Origin of the sequence: Marinobacter changyiensis, from assembly GCF_009193265.1 — a bacterium.
Taxonomy (GTDB): domain Bacteria; phylum Pseudomonadota; class Gammaproteobacteria; order Pseudomonadales; family Oleiphilaceae; genus Marinobacter; species Marinobacter changyiensis.
In genome coordinates, this window is the sequence record NZ_VZZZ01000004.1 from 50,557 (window position 1) to 67,991 (window position 17,435).

Sequence of the window (17,435 nt, forward strand, 5' to 3'; positions counted from 1 at the left end):
TTAACCAGGGCCGCTAATTCAGTGTTTATTCAAGATTTACTCTTCTGTTTATTAATAGTTGTTAAATATAAACATGGGTTATGTTTGTGAAGTTTGAATTCTGTTTGCTCAAACTTTCCGCGTTTGGTGCTGCGTATAGGACTTGGCCGCTTGAAAGTGCGTTGCGTTAGCAATGCCGGTATCGCCTACACATTTTGTATTCGATCTGCACTGGCGTTAAGATACGCCTCCGCCTAGAGGCGGCACCTTTTGAATTCATGATGAGACTGCACTGATGAGCATAAAATCCGATAAATGGATCCGCCGCATGGCCGAGAGCCACGCCATGATCGAACCCTTCGAGGCAGGCCAGGTTCGGGAGTCTTCCAAAGGGCGGGTCATTTCCTACGGCACGTCGAGCTATGGCTACGATGTTCGCTGCAGCAATGAATTCAAGATTTTTACCAATGTGCACTCGGCCACCGTGGATCCCAAGAATTTCGACGATAACAGCTTCGTCAACATCACCAGCGATGTGTGCATTATTCCACCTAATTCGTTTGCTCTGGCGCGTACGGTGGAATACTTCCGTATTCCCAGAAACGTATTGACGATCTGTCTTGGTAAATCCACTTACGCTCGGTGCGGCATTATTGTAAATGTCACGCCACTGGAGCCTGAGTGGGAAGGCCAGGTGACGCTGGAGTTCTCCAATACCACCAATCTGCCTGCAAAGATCTACGCCAATGAGGGTGTCGCACAGATGTTGTTCTTTGAATCCGACGAAGTGTGTGAAACCAGCTATAAGGATCGCGGGGGCAAATACCTGGGACAGACGGGCGTTACCCTGCCACGCACCTGACAGTCGGCCATTGTTCAAACCCATTAAAGTTCAGGGAGGTAGTCTTGAATGCTAACCAGTTTTTAAAAGCGGTTGAACAGCTTCAGGGTTGGCGCGAGTGCGCATTCCTGCTGGCTCTCGCTGAACGGGGTTTTCCCAATTACGCCTTGTTTTCCGATGCCGTTGGCATGAAAGGCGGTGGCAAGATGCGTTTTCTCCTTGACCAAGCCTGGGCCATGTTGCAGGAAGAACCCTCAGAATCCGCCATTCCAACTATGCTCGCCAGACTTGAAAGTCTCTCTCCCGATGTAGAGCAATACGATGTCTATGGCGTGTTTCCAGCTTTCGATTGTTGCCGGCTGCTGGAACAGGCACTTCTGAATCGTCTGAATCCGGGGCGTCACCGTGCGACGGAAGCCTCCCAGTGGGCCACGGGCACGGTAATGAGTTTTATTGAGGTGTCAGAAGCCGAGGGCATGAGTGAAGATGAACTGGTACGGTTGCTGGACCGTCACGAATTGATGAAGATCGACAAGGCCTTTCAGCGGGACGTGTTGCTATCGATCAAACGCCAACGGACCCCGACCGAGCAGTTTGTCGAACGCCTGAAGGACGAAGCCGCCAATGCTGGCGTAAGCAATATCGGTATCTCGCTCCAGGACTGACTCTGGCAATGAGGTTCTGACTTCCCTGAGGTTACGGTTGCTCTGATGAAGCTATCTGCATTTGGTCAGAAAATGACAGCGGAATCCGGTATCACGTCGCTGATGGATGACCTGGGCAACGCTCTGGCGTCCGGCGAAGACATGATCATGATGGGTGGCGGAAATCCAGGACACATCCCTGAAATCCAGGCGCGGCTGCAGGGCATCTTGGAGGATATCGCTAACGATCCCGAGGCATTGCGAAGACTGGTAGGTGTTTACGACCCGCCCCAGGGTGAAAAGCGCTTTATTGCTTCGCTGGTGACACTGCTCAACTCGGAATATGACTGGGGGCTCACTGCCGACAATATTGCCCTCACCAACGGCAGCCAGGCCGCCTTCTTCATGCTGTTCAATATGTTTGGTGGCGAGTACGGTCAAGGTCAACGCAAGCACATACTGTTGCCCCTCGCTCCCGAATACATCGGCTACGCGGATGCCGGAATCGGTCAGGACCTGTTCCGTGCTGTGCGGCCGGAGATCTCGTTCACTGACGCCCATGAGTTCAAATACCGGGTCGATTTCGACAAGCTGGAAGTGACGGCGGAAACCGGCGCAATTTGTGTTTCCCGTCCAACCAACCCCACCGGAAACGTCGTTACCGACAGCGAACTTTCCAGGCTCGAGGCTTTGGCGCGAGCCCACGATATTCCCCTGATAGTTGATGGGGCATACGGCACACCGTTTCCCAGCCTGCTATTTGTGGATGCAGCTCCACACTGGAACGAGCAGATCATCCTGTGCCTGAGTCTGTCCAAACTCGGGTTGCCGGCGGCAAGAACCGGCATTGTTATTGCTGACGCCCCGGTTATCAAGGCGCTGTCAGGCATTAACGCCATTATGAATTTAGCGACTGGCAGTTTTGGTGCCGTGCTGGCGGAACCTCTGGTTCGCAGCGGGGATATCCTGAAGCTGAGCCGGGACGTGGTGTGCCCCTTCTACAAGGCGAAGATGGAACGGGCGGTTGCGGTCTTTACCGATGCCATGGGGGAGGATTATCAGTGGTATGCCCACAAACCGGAAGGCGCCATGTTCCTCTGGTTGTGGTTTCCCGGCCTGCCGATCACCAGTTTCGAGCTCTACCAGCGGTTGAAGCATCGGGGCGTGCTGGTCGTCTCCGGGCATTATTTCTTCCCGGGATTGCCGGAGGACGGCTGGCGTCACCGGCAGGAATGCCTGAGAGTGACCTACTCCCAGGACGATGACCGGGTGGCAGAAGGCTTGCGGATTATCGCTGAAGAAGTAAAAGCCGTTTGGCGGGAGTATGATCAGGACTGCGATTAGTTACCGATATTAGCGTCTCTGATCTCGATGTCGTACCGGGTTCCATCCGACTCCACTTGCACCAGACGGACCAGCAAGTAGTCCAGTTCCGGCGCAAACCACATCAATGTTTCACGTTTGCTGCCCGGGTCCCGGACTTTTTCGGCCTTGAGGGTTTTGAGCTCGCCGAGCGCGGTCTTGAGGGTTTCCTCTCCCAGCACAGCAAACCGGTCCTCATCGTAATCGCCATCATCAATCACGTGGTAGACCATTTCGCGCTTGCCGGCTTTGAGATCCTGCATCAGCTGCAGCTGATACCCCAGGGGATCAAGAGCATTCTCCTTAAGATCCATCTGGAACTTGTCACCCTCAAAGTGACCGCTGACAGTCTGAGTGTCCCGATTGAAATCGATGGTGCGCTTGCGGTCAGGAATCATCAGGCCGGATAGTTTGTAGCGATATCGCAGGGGGACGACCTGATTGTTTTCCCAGCGAAAATGTAGGGATTCCTCTATATCCGCAATAAAAGAATCCACATCGAACCGGTACAGCCAGGTGCCATCCGATTGGGGTTCAAGGCTCCGGACTGCGCTACCGTTAATGGAGATACCCTTGTCAATAGCCGCGCTGTAGCTCGAACTCAGAGGGTTCAGCTCAATCTTCGGTATTGCTGCCGGGTTGGCCTTCTCCGATATTTGCCCGTTAAGGGTGTGGCTTTCCGGCGCCGATGCGACCGCAGTGCCGGATGCTGTGAGGGTGAGCGAGGTTAGGAGTATCGCGTAAAAATAACCGGATATTTTCATTAAAGTCCTTTGATCAGCAACAGATAACGAGCCAGATGCACTTGACAGTAGGCCAACGGGTACTTCTATTCCAAAGGCTGGCGGATGACCGTCAGTTCATATGGCCCCGGCGTCAAAGTGAGGAATCAGTCGGCAGGAGCCTGGCTCTCTTCAGCGAGGTAAAGCGGTTTTGGCAAAGGCATACCGTCAAAATGGACAACATCGGCTTCCATTTTGAGTCGTCCTTCGCAAAACCAGCGTACAACAATCGGGTAGAGCAGATGTTCTTTGGTTCGTACCCTCTCAGCGAGGATCTCGGCCGAGTCGCTCGGTGCGATCGCGACTTCCGCCTGGGCAATCACCGGCCCGCCATCCAGATCTTCGGTGACAAAATGAACGGAAACACCGTGCACTTTGTCACCGGCATCCAGTGCTCTTTGATGGGTTTTGAGGCCAGTATACTTCGGCAGTAATGACGGATGAATATTGATCATGAGGCCGTGATACCGACGCACGAATTCGGTGGTCAGAATACGCATGAATCCGGCGAGAACCAGAAGATCCGGTGCATGGCGGTCGATCTCTGCCCCCAGTGCAGCATCAAAGCTCTCCCGGGAGTCATGCTCGGTATGATCCACTGTAAAGGTCTCAATTCCGGCTTGTGCCGCACGCTCAAGGGCAAAGGCCCGGGGCCTGTTGCAGCCGACCGCGACAATCTTGCCAGGGAATGCCTGGCTTATTGTTGCGTCAATCAGGGTCTGGAGGTTGGTGCCATTACCTGACGCCAGCACAACGATACGGGGCTCGGTTATATCCTGTGCAATCATGCCTGCAAAAGTCCTGCCGCGTAACGCACTTCCGGTTTTGCTTTATTATCCTCAAGGCGTTCAATTACACCGAGCTGCCAAGCATTTTCCCCCAGAGCATTCAGGGTGTCGAGTGTCAGGGAGACCTGGTCAGCCGGAACGCAAACCACCATGCCAATCCCGCAGTTGAACGTACGGTACATTTCGTGATCAGCGACACCTCCGGCCTGTTTTAACCACTCGAAAACCGGTGGTAGCGACCAGCTTCCGGTGTCCAGTGCCGCGCAAACACCGGCTGGCAAGACGCGTGGGATATTCTCCGGCAACCCGCCGCCGGTAATGTGAGAAAGAGCTCGAACATCGACGGTTTTAATCAGTTGAAGGATGTTCTTGACATAGATTCTTGTCGGCTCCATCAGTGCGTCAGCCAGTGAGGCTTCACCGACTCGCTGAGTCAGATCGGCGGCGCTGACCTCCAGGATCTTGCGAATCAGCGAGTAACCGTTGGAGTGGGGACCGGAAGAGCCAATGGCAATCAGAGCATCGCCGGCCTGTACACGCTGGCCATCAATAATCTCGCTACGTTCGGCAATCCCGACACAAAAGCCCGCAAGGTCATAGTCGTCGCCTTCGTACATGCCGGGCATTTCGGCGGTTTCTCCGCCGACCAGGGCGCAGCCGGATAATTCACAACCCTTGCCGATACCGTCAACCACATTGGCGGCGATGTCTACATTGAGTTTGCCGGTGGCGTAGTAATCAAGGAAAAAGAGCGGTTCGGCACCGCCTACGACAAGATCGTTAACGCACATGGCCACCAGGTCGATACCGATGGTGTCGTGTCTGCCCAGTTGCATTGCCAGCCGAAGCTTGGTGCCGACGCCATCGGTACCTGATACCAGCACCGGTTCTTTATAGCCGGTTGGAATGGATACCATGGCTCCGAAACCACCAAGACCTCCCATGACTTCTGGCCGGCGAGTGCGAGCGGCGGTGTTTTTGATGCGGTTCACAAGCTCGGTGCCAGCGTCAATGTCGACTCCGGCGTCGCGGTATGTAAGGGAGGGCTTCTGTTCGCTCATGGTGTGGTTAACCGCCTTGGCCTGAAAGAATAAGCGCTGGATTTTAGCAGGTGCGCCAGGTCGCTCCAAATCCGATTAAAGAATGTTTCCGGATTTGCGGGTTTGGGTGTTGTCCGCCATCAATAGGCTCGGGTTGCTACTCAGGGTAAATGGCTTGGTGTATCCTATGCGCCATTCCAGCGAAATCCAGGGTGCCGAATGTCTATAACAGCGCAACTGAAACAGAAAGCGGGTCTGATGCTCATACTGCTGGCCGGGTTGTGCTCGCCTGTTGCTGCGGTCACGGTTGACGGTTTGTACACCATCCAGGTGCCTGTGGCAGGTTCTGCGCCGGACGATTTGAAGCGCGGATACGCTGATGGCCTTCGTCGGGTTCTGCTGAGGGTTTCGGGCGAGCGCGATATCATGAACCGCGAAGGCATAGCCACATTGATGGACGAGGCGCAGACGCTGGTTCAATCCTATCAGTTTCTGCGATCAACCGCTGGTGACGGCCAGGACCGTCTGAGCATGACCTTCGGTGCAGTGGGTGTTAATCGTGCCCTGGCATCCCTTGAGGCTCCGGTATGGGGTGCGAACCGCCCCCTGACACTGGCTTGGGTAGCTGTTGAAGACCGCGGTGGCCGCCAGCTTTTGAGCGACGATGAGGCCAGCAGCAACAGGGCCTGGAATCAGGCGTTTTCGGCGGCTGCCATCAACCGTGGACTACCGCTTGCGCTGCCGTCGGCCGACCGTGGGGCTGATCGGCGGCTGTTGTCTGAAGTCTGGGGCCAGTTCATGGGACCGGTGAGAGACGCGTCGGAAAATATTGACCATGATTTGCTGGCGGTGGTGAAGATCAACCGGCGGGGCGATCAGTGGCAAGGTGCATGGCGTCTCGAAGGCAATGGTTTTGATACCGGTGACGAAACCGTTACCGGCTCCAGCCCGGGGCAGTTGGCACAGGCAATTGTTGGTGCCTGGGCAGACATGCTGGCGGAACGCTACGCGGTGGCCGCTGGTGATGTTGAGGACGCGACCCGGGTAGACGTAGTCGTCGATGGTGTCAGCTCACTGGAAGACTATGCCTCGGTTCAGCGCACACTGGCAGAAATGGCGCCGGTGGTGGTGGCCAATCCCGTGCGGGTTACCAAGGACAAGATTACAGTCAGGGTTTCTTTCTCGGGCGAGTTGTCGCAGCTTGAGCGTTACATTGAGCTTGACGGCCGGTTTGTTGAGGGTCAGTCACGTCCTGGTGACAGTGGGGCGCCCCAAGAAGCAAGTAGCCTGCAATCCGGCGTTGACACCGGTGCAGAGGTGTCAGCGGATGATCCCCTGGTTGTCGATACCACTACAGCTCCGAGCGCCGCGGAAGCAGATGACGACAGCCAGGCGTTCCAGTATCGGCCACTGGAGATTGATGGCGATGAGAATGCTGCCAAAGAGGCCTTCGAATTGCTTTATCAGACCTTAAGATACCGGTGGCAGGGGAGCGGTGTGGTTGCAGCCCCGGAACAAACAACGGATGGATAAAACAATGAGCGGAGCGGAGCTCTGATCATGACATCATATTGGCGCTGGATTCCAAACGCACTGACGTTTCTTCGGGTGCTGCTGATCGTTCCATTTGCCATGGCGTTGCTTGAGACCCAGTACCGTGTCGCTCTGATCGTCTTTTTCGTGGCTGCCGTCACAGACGGTATCGATGGATTTCTGGCCCGCCATTTCGAATGGCGCTCCCGGCTGGGCGCGATCGCCGATCCTCTCGCGGACAAGGCTCTTCTGATTACAGCGTATTTGATGCTGACCTGGACCGGCGTATTGCCGTTGTGGCTGTTTCTTGTTGTTCTGGGCCGGGATGTGTTGATTGTCCTGGGGGGTCTGGTATTTCATTACACTGTGGGTAGATTCGAGCTACAGCCGAGCCTCCTGGGCAAACTGAATACCTTCGTCCAGATTCTGGTCGTACTGGCAATTATCATTTTGCTTGCCGGATTGCCCATGCCCCCCTGGGTATTGCCTCTGGGTGTTGATCTGGTGGCGGTGTCGGCTGTGGCCAGCGGTCTGCACTATGTCATTATCTGGACGGGCAGGGCATGGCGGACAAAACGAGGATGAGTGGTCCGCAGCTTGCCTTGGGCGTCAGGCTTCGTGATGATGCCCGGTTTGAGAACTTTCACGGTGAACGCAACGCGGGTGCAGCTGCGCATCTGGTCAGTCTCTGCGCGTCCACGGACCGATTTATGGCGGTGGTGTGCGGGGACAAAGATACCGGCAAGAGTCACCTTTTACAGGCAGGTTGCAGGCGAGTTGACGAGCTGGGCCGAACCTCCGTGTGCATGAGCATCGAAGAATTGTTGCGCTTCGGACCGGAAGCGTTGGATGGTCTGGATTCACCGAGTCTGGTGGCGCTGGATGATCTTGACCTCATTGCCGGCAACCCGGGCTGGGAAGAGGCAGTTTTCCACCTGTACAATCGGGTGACTGATCAAGGGCATTCTCTGTTAATCAGCCTGAGGGACCTTCCGGGTGCCCTGACTTTTGAGCTTGAGGACCTGGTCTCCCGGCTTCGGCATGGTCTGGTCATACAACTTGGCATATACCGGGATGACGACCGCATGACCATACTGCAGTCAAGGGCCGAGCAGCGAGGTCTTGTGATGAGTGACGAGGTGGCCGTATTTATTTTGCGCCGGGCGCCCAGGAAACTTGCCGCCCTGCTGGAGATACTGGACCGGCTTGACGAGAATTCTTTACGTGCACAGCGAAAGTTAACCATTCCGTTCGTAAAGTCGGTAATGGCTTGGTGACGCGGCGAGGGTCGATGGGGGCCGCTGCGTCTGGGTTTTTCTCAGGGAAACAATGCCAGAGGGCGATATGAGACGAGTGGTATTCAATCAAAAGGGCGGTGTTGGTAAATCCAGTATTGTCTGTAACCTGGCCGCGATCAGCGCCGCCAGGGGTAACAGGACGCTGGTTGTCGATCTCGACCCGCAGGGTAATTCAACCCGGTATCTGCTGGGCAAGCCTGCCACTGAACTGCACGACACCGTCGCGGATTTGCTTGAGCAAACCGTGTCTTTCACTGTGTTCAACCGGCGCCCGGACGAGTTCGTCCATGCAACGCCCTACGATAACCTTTTCGTACTCCCTTCGAGCCCGGAACTGGATTTTCTTGAGCGCAAGCTTGAAGCCAAACACAAGATCTACAAGCTACGCGAAGCGCTCAAGAAACTCGGTGAAAACTTTGACGAAATTTATATTGATACCGCTCCTGCGCTCAATTTTTATACCCGGTCTGCACTGATTGCCTCCGAGCGCTGTCTGATTCCGTTTGACTGTGATGATTTTTCACGGCAGGCGCTGTATGGGCTGCTCGGCGAAATTCGTGATTTGCAAGAAGACCATAATGAAGGTCTCGCTATCGAAGGCATTATTGCGAATCAGTTTCAGTCCCGGGCATCGCTGCCTCGGCAGCTGGTTCTTGAGCTGATGGAAGAAGGGCTTCCGGTGTTGCCGGTCCGGCTCTCCAGCTCAGTAAAAATGAAGGAATCCCATCAGGCCGGGCGACCGCTGATTCATTTTGCCCCCAAACACGCACTGACGGTACAGTACGTAGACCTTTTCAGGCTGTTGCAGGGTGAGTCGGTGGAGCTCACGCCTTTGACATGAATCCGTAAGCCGGAGTGAAACGTGGAAAAGTATTCAGAAGTGGCGGACAGCCTGCTGCGCATTGAAATTGAGCTGCGCCGACTCTCCGTCTGGTCCGACAAGCTACCACCGGCCGACGCCCTGCAAAGCGCTCAACCATTCTGTATTGACACTCTGGAGTTTGTTGAATGGCTTCAGTTTGTCTTTTTGCCGAAAATGAAGGTCCTGGTCGAGCAGGGGCAGTGTCTGCCGGCGGTATCGGGCATGGCGCCCATGGCCGAAGAATATTTTCAGGGCAAAGCCGGGTCTGGGGAGGTGTTGATTCGGGAACTTCAGGTTATTGACTGCCTGTTGAGCGGGCAAGTATGACTGCCATTGCGTGGTCAGGCGGCCTCAGTTGTCTCCGGCGTGAGGTGAGTCATTCGACAAAGGCAAGCTGAATTGGTCGGCTGGCAACAGCGTGTAACCCTGTCTGACCCGTTGAAACAGGGCGGCAAGTTCTTCGCTTGAGATAGCTGGGCAAAAGCGGTGACCTTGAAGCAGGTGGCACCCGGATTGGCGCAGGAAAGAATCCTGATCCGCAGTTTCGACACCCGTTGCCGCCACCGTCAGGGAAAGTTGTCGGGCCAGATTGATAAGGGTGTGTACGATGGCGCCGGTATTTTCTTCGATAGTGGCATGATGCAACAGGTGTTGGTCAATTTTAACCTGGTCGAACGGTAGCTCCCGCAGTAGCCGCAGTGACGACAGACCACTACCGAACCGGTCAAGCACCAGGCCTATCCCCAATTCTTTCAGGCGAGCCAAGGTCTTGGCGGTTTCTTCCAGGCGATCTGAAAGAATTCGTTCATCAATTTCAACCAGCAAGAGCGCCGGATCCAGTCCGGTTTCCCCAATAATCCGGCCAAGCCGCTCGGTCAGTCTGGGATGATTGTACTGACGCGATGACAAATTGATGCTGATGGGGACCGGATAGCCGCTCATCGCTTGAATAGCGCGGGCCTGAAGGCAAGCATTATGGCATACCCATTCACCCAATGCCTGCAGCTGGCCAGTTTGCTCTGCAACATCAATGAAATCGTTCGGTGTCAGTGTGCCCTTTTCCGGATGATGCCAGCGCAGCAACGCCTCAAGCCCAACGATACTGCCGCTTTTGGCATTCAGAACCGGTTGATAATGGAGCTCAAACTGATTCTCTCTGATGGCTTCACGAAGCTCTTGCTCAAGAGACATCTGGCGCAGCATGTCCTCGTTCATATCACAGGAGAAAAACTGGATGTTGTTACGACCGGCTTTTTTTGCCCGGTACATAGCCATGTCTGCATTTTTCAGTAATTGCTCATAGCTGCGCCCGTCATCCGGTGCCAGGGTGATGCCAATACTGGAGGTGATAACGACTTCCCCGCCCGGGATGTTAATTGGCCGGGTCATGGCATCGAGAAGTCCTCTGGCCACTTTTTCACAGCCTTCTGCGCCGTTTACCTGGCTTAGCAGCACCGCGAACTCATCGCCTCCGAGTCGGGCAATGGTATCTTCTTCCCGTAGATTCTCGCCAAGACGACGGGCGATCTCCTGAAGCAGGTGATCGCCGGCATCATGGCCGAGGGTATCGTTAATGCGTTTGAAGTGGTCGATGTCGAGCCCGATCAGTGCACAATGATGACCATAACGTAGTGAACTGGTAATAGCCTGGCGACAGCGGTCTTCGAACAGGCGGCGGTTAGCCGTGTCGGTCAGCACATCGTAATGGGCGAGGTAGTGAAGCTGATCCTGGGTACGGCGAATCTCTGAAATGTCCTGGCCAATCAGAATCAACTGGGCCCGGCCGTCGTCCTCGTCTTCGTGGAGCCGGTTCAGGTTCCATAGAATTATGTGAATGTTGCCGCTGTAACTTTTGATCCGGGTTTCGATGGTGTCCTGGGTAAGCCCACTGTTGAGCACCTTCAGAATTTTCCAGGCCAGCTCGTCCTTTTGCTCCCGGGGAATAAAAGCATCCGTCAAACTGCGACCAACAGCCTCATCACGGCTGTAACCAAACAGGGTTTCGGCGGCGCCGTTCCATTGACGAATCCGGATGCGGTCGTCAATCACGACAATCGGATTCGATGCAGTTTCAAACAACGCCCGATAATGTCTTGAGGAGCGGCGAAAGGATTTCTCGGCCTGCTGGCGAACAAATATTTCGTCCTTCAACTCGTAATTGGTCAGCTGCAATTCCCTTGTGCGCTCTTCAACCACGGCTTCAAGCCCGTTTTCGATGCGCTCTCGATCTTCCAGCAAAACCCGGACATAACAGGACGCGGCCACCATCATGGCGATCAGCGTTTCGGCCAGCAGGTAAAGGTTGCCGTTTTCACCCAGAGGTAGCGCAATAAAGGAACAGGAGAGTCCACTCAGTGCTGCGATACCGATGGCGAGCATGGCGCCGGGCAAGGAAAACCGGGTAGCGGCCCAGGTCATCAGTGGCAGCAGCAAAAACAACGTCTGGATAGGCTCATAGCTTGCCATCGTGACGACAAATGCGAGCGCGAGAAGCCACACGAACCACTCAGCGGGTCGGTGGACCCGGCTTGGAAAAGAAGAACCCTTCCCTATGGCAATTATTGCAGGCGCAATGATCAGGCTGCCAAGAAAAGCACTGAAAGAACCTCTCAGCAACAGGCTGTCGCCAGCCATTGCCAGTTCAGACCGGGAGGCGAGGGTGTGGAATACTAGCGGAAGCGTGGCCACGACGGAGGCGAGCGTCAGGGTACCCAGTAACCAGATAAAGGCTTTGTAACTCACCAGAGGCGCTGGATAACGGGAAGTCTTGTGATAGCTCCACCAGGTGACGGCTGGCACAATGAAGCCGTAGGCTGAAAGCGCTGCGAGCATCACCGGCGTCATTTTTATGGATTCGGCCACTGGCATGAGGGCCTGGATCCAGGCGGAAACCATGGCGCCTACGAATACTATCGGGAGGGCCCGTGGGCCATATATGAACAGCAGGGCAAGTCCGTAGCCTGAAGGTAACCAAAGCGCGGGAACATAGGTGGCGGGCGTATTAAATGCTGAACTTACCGCAGCGAGTATCAGGAACATCGTCAGATGCCCGAGCCCACTTCGCCACGGTAATCCCCGGAGTTTCAAATCAGTGATGTTCAAGGGCGTCCCTACCTGTGGTGTGGCGGAGTTGATGCCAACCCATTTCCGGCCTCCGGTTATCTTTCCTGGTCGTTGTCTGTGACCAACGTTCGGTGAATGCGCCAGTCTGTCAAACGGACGCGCCAAGCCTCATGGAAAGGTCTATCGCGGTGACATCCTTTGTCAGCGCTCCGATCGAGATAAAATCAACACCGGTCTCAGCCACTGCTACCAGCGTGTCAGCGTTTATGCCACCGGACGCTTCCAGTTTTGACTTTCCGCTTGCCAGCGCAACCGCGGCACGCATGTCAACCAGTGAAAACTCATCCAGCATGATGACGTCTGCTTCGGCCGCCAGAGCCAGCTCAAGCTCACGCAGGTTCTCCGTTTCAACTTCCACTGGCCTTCCGGGTGCCGTTTCACGCGCGGTCTCTACAGCAGCTGCAATAGATCCGCACGCGGCAATATGATTTTCCTTGATCAGGAAGGCGTCATAGAGCCCGAGGCGATGATTGTGGCAGCCTCCGCAGGTGACGGCGTACTTTTGAGCCAGTCTCAGCCCTGGCAGGGTTTTACGCGTGTCCAGCAATTTTACGCTGGTGTGTTCCACCTGGCGCGCATAGAACGCACAGCGGGTTGCAACTCCCGACAATGTCTGCAGCCAGTTCAGAGCCGCCCGTTCTGCTGTGAGCAGACCTCGGGCATTGCCTTCGCATGAAAACAGGACCTGGTCAGGTGCCGCTTCATCACCATCCTGGACGTACCAGGTCAGGGAGAGGGAGGGATTAACCTGGCGAAAAACCTCTTCAACCCAGGCCGCTCCCGCGATGATGGCGCGCTCCCGAGTGATGACGCGTCCCGTTGCGGTTTTACCCGCCGGTATCAACGCCGCGGTAATATCCCCGTCACCAATATCTTCTATCAGGCTTTGTGCAACGCCTTCAATTCGCGCCTGTCTGAGCAGGTCCGGAGGTATTTGGTTCATGGTCAAGTAAAGCTCTGGCTGGCAACAGAAAAATGATCCTCGATTCTATAGTTTGTTCAAGCCGGGGCCAACTTAATCCTGTTACACAATTGTTGCGCAGGTGACAAAACGCGTCAGTTTTTGTCACTTGGCTTAGAGAGCTTCGTCAATTTTGTCATGCCAGCAAGGTCCGTCCGCTTCACTATGGCGTTAATATTCGGCGTAATATGTGAACCTGTTCCTACAAACACAAAAGCTGACAAATCCTGACACAAGGTGACGCGTCAAGCGCCTACTATGGGCGATGAATGCGTTAATTGATGTTAAACTGGAGTAAGCCTTTATGGCGCAGGATAACAAGGTCGTCAGTCTGAAAGGGCAGCGGGGGTTAGGCCGTTTTACCATGCCCGCGACTTTGGTTAGGTTGCGGGATGCGTCCGGTCAGTCGTTAAAAACGTTGTTGTCGGAATTTTTCGACGGTGCCGATGATGCGCTGTTCAACATGGCTGATAAGGCGGGGTCAAACCAGGAACAGACCGCATATTTTGATGCCATGCGTGAGCTTCGGATGCGTCGCAAGAGCATGATGTTGTCAGTGTTACAGTGGCAGGGGCGTGCCTTCAACGAACTGGGCCGGTTTGATCCGAAGCCAGGTAATAATGCCTTGGAAAAGGTCGATCAGGACTCCCTCACCCTGAAGGATCATGGGGATCTTGAGCAGAAAGTTGCTCTGGATAATCTGATCACCAAACTCCGTAATCGATACAGCGATACGATCCGCCTGCTTGAAGTGCGCGTTTCCCATGTGGCTGCGGGTGTTCGGCTTGAGGATCGCCAGATGCCTCTCAGCCCTGAAGTGATTTGCACCGGTCTTGGAGAAGCATGCGGTGAGCTTGATATCGATATTCGCGCCAAGCTTGTGGTGTTGAAGCTGTTCGACAAGCTGTTGATCAGCAGGCTGGAGTCGCTTTATCAGGATGCGAATCGTTTATTGGTATCGGAGGGCGTTCTGCCCGAGATGAAACGGCCGCCAGCAGGCAACGACGGGGCGAAGCCCCTCGATCCCAAGGGCCTCCGGGGAGCGATTCCACCCAGGCGTTCCGTAGATGAAAAAGGCGAGTCGGTTGAACTGGATGCCAGTAGCGGAGGCGACCAGGGGACTTTCTCTGAGCTTAGCGCGTTGCTGCATCGGGAGGACTCGGGGGGGGCTCATCAGCCCGGGTTTACGGGGAGCCGACAATTAAACACCAGTGCGCTGATGAGCCGGCTGGGTAAAATTCAGGCCGAAGAGTATGTCGTCAATGGCGCTATCACTATGTCGTTGCCGATGCAGCTCAAGCGTGTTCTGGACTCGGGATCAGTGGAGAACTACTCCGTTCAACAGGTCGACAATGACGTGATCAACCTGGTCACCATGCTGTTTGACTTTATTCTTGAGGACCGCCAGTTACCGCCGGTCATGAAAGCGCTGATTGGACGGCTCCAGATTCCGGTCCTGAAAGTCGCGTTGTGTGACCGCAGTTTTTTCAATCGTGGGGGGCATCCTGCCCGTAAGCTTTTGAACGAACTGGCAATGGCCGGTATTGGCTGGAATGAAAAGCTTGCTGGCCAGCGTGACCCGCTGCGGGAGAAGGTCGAATCGGTGGTCGACCGGCTACTCAACGAATTCACCGACAACGTCGATTTGTTCTCGGAGCTGCTGAAGGACTTCAGCCACTTCATGGACCTTGACCGCCGCCGTCGTGAGTTGGTTGAGCAACGTCTGAGGGACGCAGAGGAAGGGCGAGCAAGGCAGGAGCGTGCGAAAGAGTCCGTCGATACCCTGGTGGAGCAGGCCCTGGCCGACCGTAGCGTGCCACCATCGGTGGAAACCTTGCTGGCAGGCCCCTGGAGAAAGTACCTGCAGTGGGTCATTTTGCGGGCAGGGGCTGAAAGTGAGCTATGGCAGCGGGCCTCCGGGTTGACCGGCGATCTGATCTGGAGCGTGGACCCGGCGCCGGTCGGGGCTGACACCCGCATTGAACTGCTAAGGGCTATTCCTGCTATTGTGGATTCCCTGAGATCCGCATTACAGAGCATCTCCTGGGACCCGTTCGCAATAGACTCGGTGATAAGGGACCTCGAGCTTGCTCATGTTGACGTGATGCAGCGACTCGTTACCTATCGGGACTCGACCAGGGCGGCGCCTGCGGAGGAGCACACGCCAAGTCCCGCATCGGAAGGTTCGGCTGCAACCATGGTTGTCATTGAGGCCCACGCCAGCTCATTGGCGGAGCCTGCCCCGAGTGCTGTAACCGAGGTTTCAGCCTCACCCGGCGCCGTTGCTATCGATGTTGTTACTACCGAGGCTTCAGAGGAGTGGCTTGCCAAGGCAGAAACTATGCGGGTAGGTTCCTGGATCGAGATGACCAACGGGGTCCAGAAAGTCCGATGCAAACTGGCGGCATTTATCAAGGCAACCGGCAAGTATATCTTCGTCAATCGTAATGGTGCCAAGGTGGCGGAGTACCAGCGGGATAAACTGGCATGCGCGCTCGCCAGTGGAGAAATGACAATGCTGGATGACGGTCTTATTTTTGACCGGGCCCTGGAGTCAATCATCGACAATTTGCGCCATAGCCGGAAGGACTGACTCGGGTCCGACCGCTGGCGACTTCCTGGCCTATGTGCTTCAATCCATCGGATGAGCCAAACAAAATTTTCTCTTGCTGATCAGGCCACCACCCTGCGGCAAACCGGGCGCCTGCCGTCCGCCAGATGGTGTCCGTCACCAAATTTCGGTTCCCGTCCGGTCGGGTCGGAGATTTCATTGCTGGTGGTGCACAACATAAGCTTGCCGCCCGGCCAATACGGAGGCCCTGCCATAGAAGAGTTTTTCTGTAACCGACTGAACTCTGACGACCATCCCTATTTTAAAACGATTGCAGACATGCGGGTTTCCTCCCACGTGCTGATCCGGCGGGATGGTCATTGCGTTCAGTTTGTCAGTCTGCTTGAGCGGGCCTGGCATGCGGGACGCTCTGTTTTCGACGGTTGTCCGGAGTGTAATGATTTCTCTATCGGTATCGAGCTGGAAGGTACCGATGATGAGCCCTACGCGGCGGCCCAATACGATGCACTTGCGGAGGTGACCATGGGCATCATGAGAGCCTGGCCTGCCATAACCCTCGAACGACTCGCCGGCCACAGTGATATCGCGCCGGGCCGGAAAACCGATCCTGGCCCGGCGTTTGACTGGTCCCATTATCGACAGTGCCTGTCCGTGCGGGCTTTGGCCAATGGTGCAGGCAATAGAGGGAGTGCCAGCTGATGCCATTCTTTATCATGTTGTTGGCCTACGTGACCCGCCGGAGTCTTGACAGCACCGACAGCCTTAACACCGAATCGGTTTGGCGGCAGGCCTTCCGATGGGGTGCAAGCGCACCGTCCGGCCGGGAAGCCCGGGTATGGCCGGGAATTGTCATCGTCGCCATTCCGGCACTGGTGTTGCTTGTCATTGATTACGCATTGCGGATGTTTTCAGTGATGGTTTTAACGGCGCTGGTTGATTATCTCATGCTGGTACTTCTGATGGGTGCTCCTGGCTGGAAACCCCGTCTCAAGGCTTATACAGAGGCATGGCAGCGAGGCGATATGCAAGGCGCATGGTATCACGTCAAGGACAGCCTGCCGGCGAGGGAGCGGGGAGCGGCTTCGGCCCCCGAAAATTTGCACCTGTCGGTCTCCTGCCGGTTTATGGTTATGATTTTTGAGCGCTATTTTCTGATTATCTTTTGGTACGTGGTGGGGGGCATTGCGGTGGCCTTTCTGGTGCGGGCCGTTCTCGCCTTGCGTGATCACTGGCCCCAGGCCGCCGCGCGGCCCGCGTTCGGAGTGGCCGCCAACATTCTTTCGTGGCTTCCCGTACGGATACTCTCCTTCACGTTCGGGTTGGCCGGGGACCTTACCGGCTGGCTCCGGACCGGGCGTAGCAGTATGACCACTTACTCAGAGTCGCCATCTGCCGTGCTTCTGCAGGCTGCAAACAGCGCATTGACCGGTTACGCGCTCGAGCCATCGAGATTTCAGAAACTGCACCCTGGCGAGTGGTCAGAGTATGGCGGGCGCAGTTTTTTCGCTATTCGTGATCTTCTGAATCGCAGCATGCTGGTCTGGATATGCGTCTTGGCATTGCTGGTGATTGCGGGAATTATTGTGTGACCAGCGTTGGCCGGAAGTCGGAAAATCTTCGAACTGAACTCGATAATTACAAATAAATACC

General features: G+C 55.4%; 16 protein-coding genes. 11 read left to right on the top strand and 5 right to left on the bottom strand.

Annotated features, from left to right (window positions below; translation table 11 throughout):
• The first annotated feature begins 274 nt into the window (after positions 1-274).
• Genes dcd through F6Y09_RS11425 form a run of 3 tightly spaced genes read left to right on the top strand, consistent with a single transcriptional unit; the run spans position 275 to position 2,808 of the window.
• Entirely contained in the window at positions 275-841 is a 567-nt protein-coding gene (gene dcd / locus F6Y09_RS11415; protein ID WP_152207067.1) for a dCTP deaminase, read from the top strand.
• Positions 842-885: 44 nt separating this feature from the next.
• On the top strand, positions 886-1,485 hold the full coding sequence (locus F6Y09_RS11420; protein WP_152207068.1) for a YjaG family protein: 600 nt from the start codon (positions 886-888) through the stop codon (positions 1,483-1,485).
• Positions 1,486-1,530: 45 nt separating this feature from the next.
• Positions 1,531-2,808, top strand: a complete 1,278-nt coding sequence (locus F6Y09_RS11425) for a valine--pyruvate transaminase (RefSeq protein WP_152207069.1) — start codon at positions 1,531-1,533, stop codon at positions 2,806-2,808.
• Here the strand turns inward: F6Y09_RS11425 and F6Y09_RS11430 are convergent.
• The 3 genes from F6Y09_RS11430 to purM form a co-directional block, all read right to left on the bottom strand.
• The gene (locus tag F6Y09_RS11430) at positions 2,805-3,590 is read right to left on the bottom strand and encodes a DUF3108 domain-containing protein (RefSeq protein WP_152207070.1); all 786 of its coding nucleotides are present in this window, start codon (positions 3,588-3,590) and stop codon (positions 2,805-2,807) included. The two genes, F6Y09_RS11425 and F6Y09_RS11430, sit on opposite strands and share 4 nt — an antisense overlap.
• 125 nt (positions 3,591-3,715) lie before the next feature.
• Positions 3,716-4,396 carry a phosphoribosylglycinamide formyltransferase gene (gene purN, locus F6Y09_RS11435; protein ID WP_152207071.1) on the bottom strand — a complete coding sequence of 227 codons (681 nt, stop codon included), beginning with the start codon at positions 4,394-4,396 and terminating at the stop codon, positions 3,716-3,718.
• On the bottom strand, positions 4,393-5,457 hold the full coding sequence (gene purM, locus F6Y09_RS11440; RefSeq protein WP_152207072.1) for a phosphoribosylformylglycinamidine cyclo-ligase: 1,065 nt from the start codon (positions 5,455-5,457) through the stop codon (positions 4,393-4,395). The genes purN and purM overlap by 4 nt, the downstream gene beginning before the upstream one ends.
• Positions 5,458-5,655: 198 nt before the next feature.
• Here purM and F6Y09_RS11445 point away from each other — a divergent pair, with 198 nt between their 5' ends.
• From F6Y09_RS11445 to F6Y09_RS11465, 5 genes are all read left to right on the top strand, one after another.
• On the top strand, positions 5,656-6,969 hold the full coding sequence (locus F6Y09_RS11445; protein WP_246180502.1) for a DUF2066 domain-containing protein: 1,314 nt from the start codon (positions 5,656-5,658) through the stop codon (positions 6,967-6,969).
• Between the two features lie 27 nt (positions 6,970-6,996).
• A complete protein-coding gene (locus F6Y09_RS11450; RefSeq protein ID WP_152207073.1) occupies positions 6,997-7,554 on the top strand; it encodes a CDP-alcohol phosphatidyltransferase family protein in 558 nt (185 codons plus the stop codon).
• Positions 7,533-8,246, top strand: a complete 714-nt coding sequence (gene hda, locus F6Y09_RS11455) for a DnaA regulatory inactivator Hda (RefSeq protein ID WP_246180503.1) — start codon at positions 7,533-7,535, stop codon at positions 8,244-8,246. Before F6Y09_RS11450 ends, hda begins: the two co-directional genes overlap by 22 nt.
• A gap of 67 nt (positions 8,247-8,313) precedes the next feature.
• Entirely contained in the window at positions 8,314-9,108 is a 795-nt protein-coding gene (locus F6Y09_RS11460) for a ParA family protein (RefSeq protein ID WP_152207074.1), read from the top strand.
• A gap of 21 nt (positions 9,109-9,129) precedes the next feature.
• Positions 9,130-9,456, top strand: coding sequence for a YqcC family protein (locus F6Y09_RS11465; protein ID WP_152207075.1), 327 nt, complete (start codon positions 9,130-9,132; stop codon positions 9,454-9,456).
• Positions 9,457-9,480: 24 nt separating this feature from the next.
• On the opposite strand, the gene F6Y09_RS11470 is transcribed toward F6Y09_RS11465, so the two are convergent.
• Both F6Y09_RS11470 and nadC read right to left on the bottom strand, forming a co-directional pair.
• Positions 9,481-12,231, bottom strand: a complete 2,751-nt coding sequence (locus F6Y09_RS11470; RefSeq protein ID WP_152207076.1) for a bifunctional diguanylate cyclase/phosphodiesterase — start codon at positions 12,229-12,231, stop codon at positions 9,481-9,483.
• A 109-nt stretch (positions 12,232-12,340) separates the two neighbouring features.
• Positions 12,341-13,195 carry a carboxylating nicotinate-nucleotide diphosphorylase gene (gene nadC, locus F6Y09_RS11475; protein ID WP_152207077.1) on the bottom strand — a complete coding sequence of 285 codons (855 nt, stop codon included), beginning with the start codon at positions 13,193-13,195 and terminating at the stop codon, positions 12,341-12,343.
• Between the two features lie 322 nt (positions 13,196-13,517).
• Between nadC and F6Y09_RS11480 the strand changes: the two genes are divergently transcribed.
• From F6Y09_RS11480 to F6Y09_RS11490, 3 genes are read left to right on the top strand one after another with little or no spacing between them, the layout of a single operon-like run.
• A complete protein-coding gene (locus F6Y09_RS11480) occupies positions 13,518-15,806 on the top strand; it encodes a DUF1631 domain-containing protein (protein WP_152207078.1) in 2,289 nt (762 codons plus the stop codon).
• A gap of 51 nt (positions 15,807-15,857) precedes the next feature.
• Complete coding sequence (gene ampD / locus F6Y09_RS11485; protein WP_152207079.1) at positions 15,858-16,484, top strand: 1,6-anhydro-N-acetylmuramyl-L-alanine amidase AmpD; 627 nt, start codon at positions 15,858-15,860, stop codon at positions 16,482-16,484.
• A complete protein-coding gene (locus F6Y09_RS11490; protein ID WP_152207080.1) occupies positions 16,484-17,374 on the top strand; it encodes a histidine kinase in 891 nt (296 codons plus the stop codon). The genes ampD and F6Y09_RS11490 overlap by 1 nt, the downstream gene beginning before the upstream one ends.
• The last annotated feature ends 61 nt before the right edge of the window (positions 17,375-17,435 follow it).

Excerpts from the sequence above, each read along its gene's own strand:
- F6Y09_RS11430 (WP_152207070.1), bottom strand. The coding sequence starts at position 3,590 with ATGAAAATATCCGGTTATTTTTACGCGATACTCCTAACCTCGCTCACC.
- F6Y09_RS11480 (WP_152207078.1), top strand. The coding sequence starts at position 13,518 with ATGGCGCAGGATAACAAGGTCGTCAGTCTGAAAGGGCAGCGGGGGTTA.
- F6Y09_RS11425 (WP_152207069.1), top strand. The coding sequence starts at position 1,531 with ATGAAGCTATCTGCATTTGGTCAGAAAATGACAGCGGAATCCGGTATC.
- F6Y09_RS11460 (WP_152207074.1), top strand. The coding sequence starts at position 8,314 with ATGAGACGAGTGGTATTCAATCAAAAGGGCGGTGTTGGTAAATCCAGT.
- F6Y09_RS11445 (WP_246180502.1), top strand. The coding sequence starts at position 5,656 with ATGTCTATAACAGCGCAACTGAAACAGAAAGCGGGTCTGATGCTCATA.
- nadC (WP_152207077.1), bottom strand. The coding sequence starts at position 13,195 with ATGAACCAAATACCTCCGGACCTGCTCAGACAGGCGCGAATTGAAGGC.
- F6Y09_RS11490 (WP_152207080.1), top strand. The coding sequence starts at position 16,484 with ATGCCATTCTTTATCATGTTGTTGGCCTACGTGACCCGCCGGAGTCTT.
- F6Y09_RS11450 (WP_152207073.1), top strand. The coding sequence starts at position 6,997 with ATGACATCATATTGGCGCTGGATTCCAAACGCACTGACGTTTCTTCGG.
- dcd (WP_152207067.1), top strand. The coding sequence starts at position 275 with ATGAGCATAAAATCCGATAAATGGATCCGCCGCATGGCCGAGAGCCAC.
- ampD (WP_152207079.1), top strand. The coding sequence starts at position 15,858 with ATGAGCCAAACAAAATTTTCTCTTGCTGATCAGGCCACCACCCTGCGG.
- purM (WP_152207072.1), bottom strand. The coding sequence starts at position 5,457 with ATGAGCGAACAGAAGCCCTCCCTTACATACCGCGACGCCGGAGTCGAC.
- purN (WP_152207071.1), bottom strand. The coding sequence starts at position 4,396 with ATGATTGCACAGGATATAACCGAGCCCCGTATCGTTGTGCTGGCGTCA.
- hda (WP_246180503.1), top strand. The coding sequence starts at position 7,533 with ATGGCGGACAAAACGAGGATGAGTGGTCCGCAGCTTGCCTTGGGCGTC.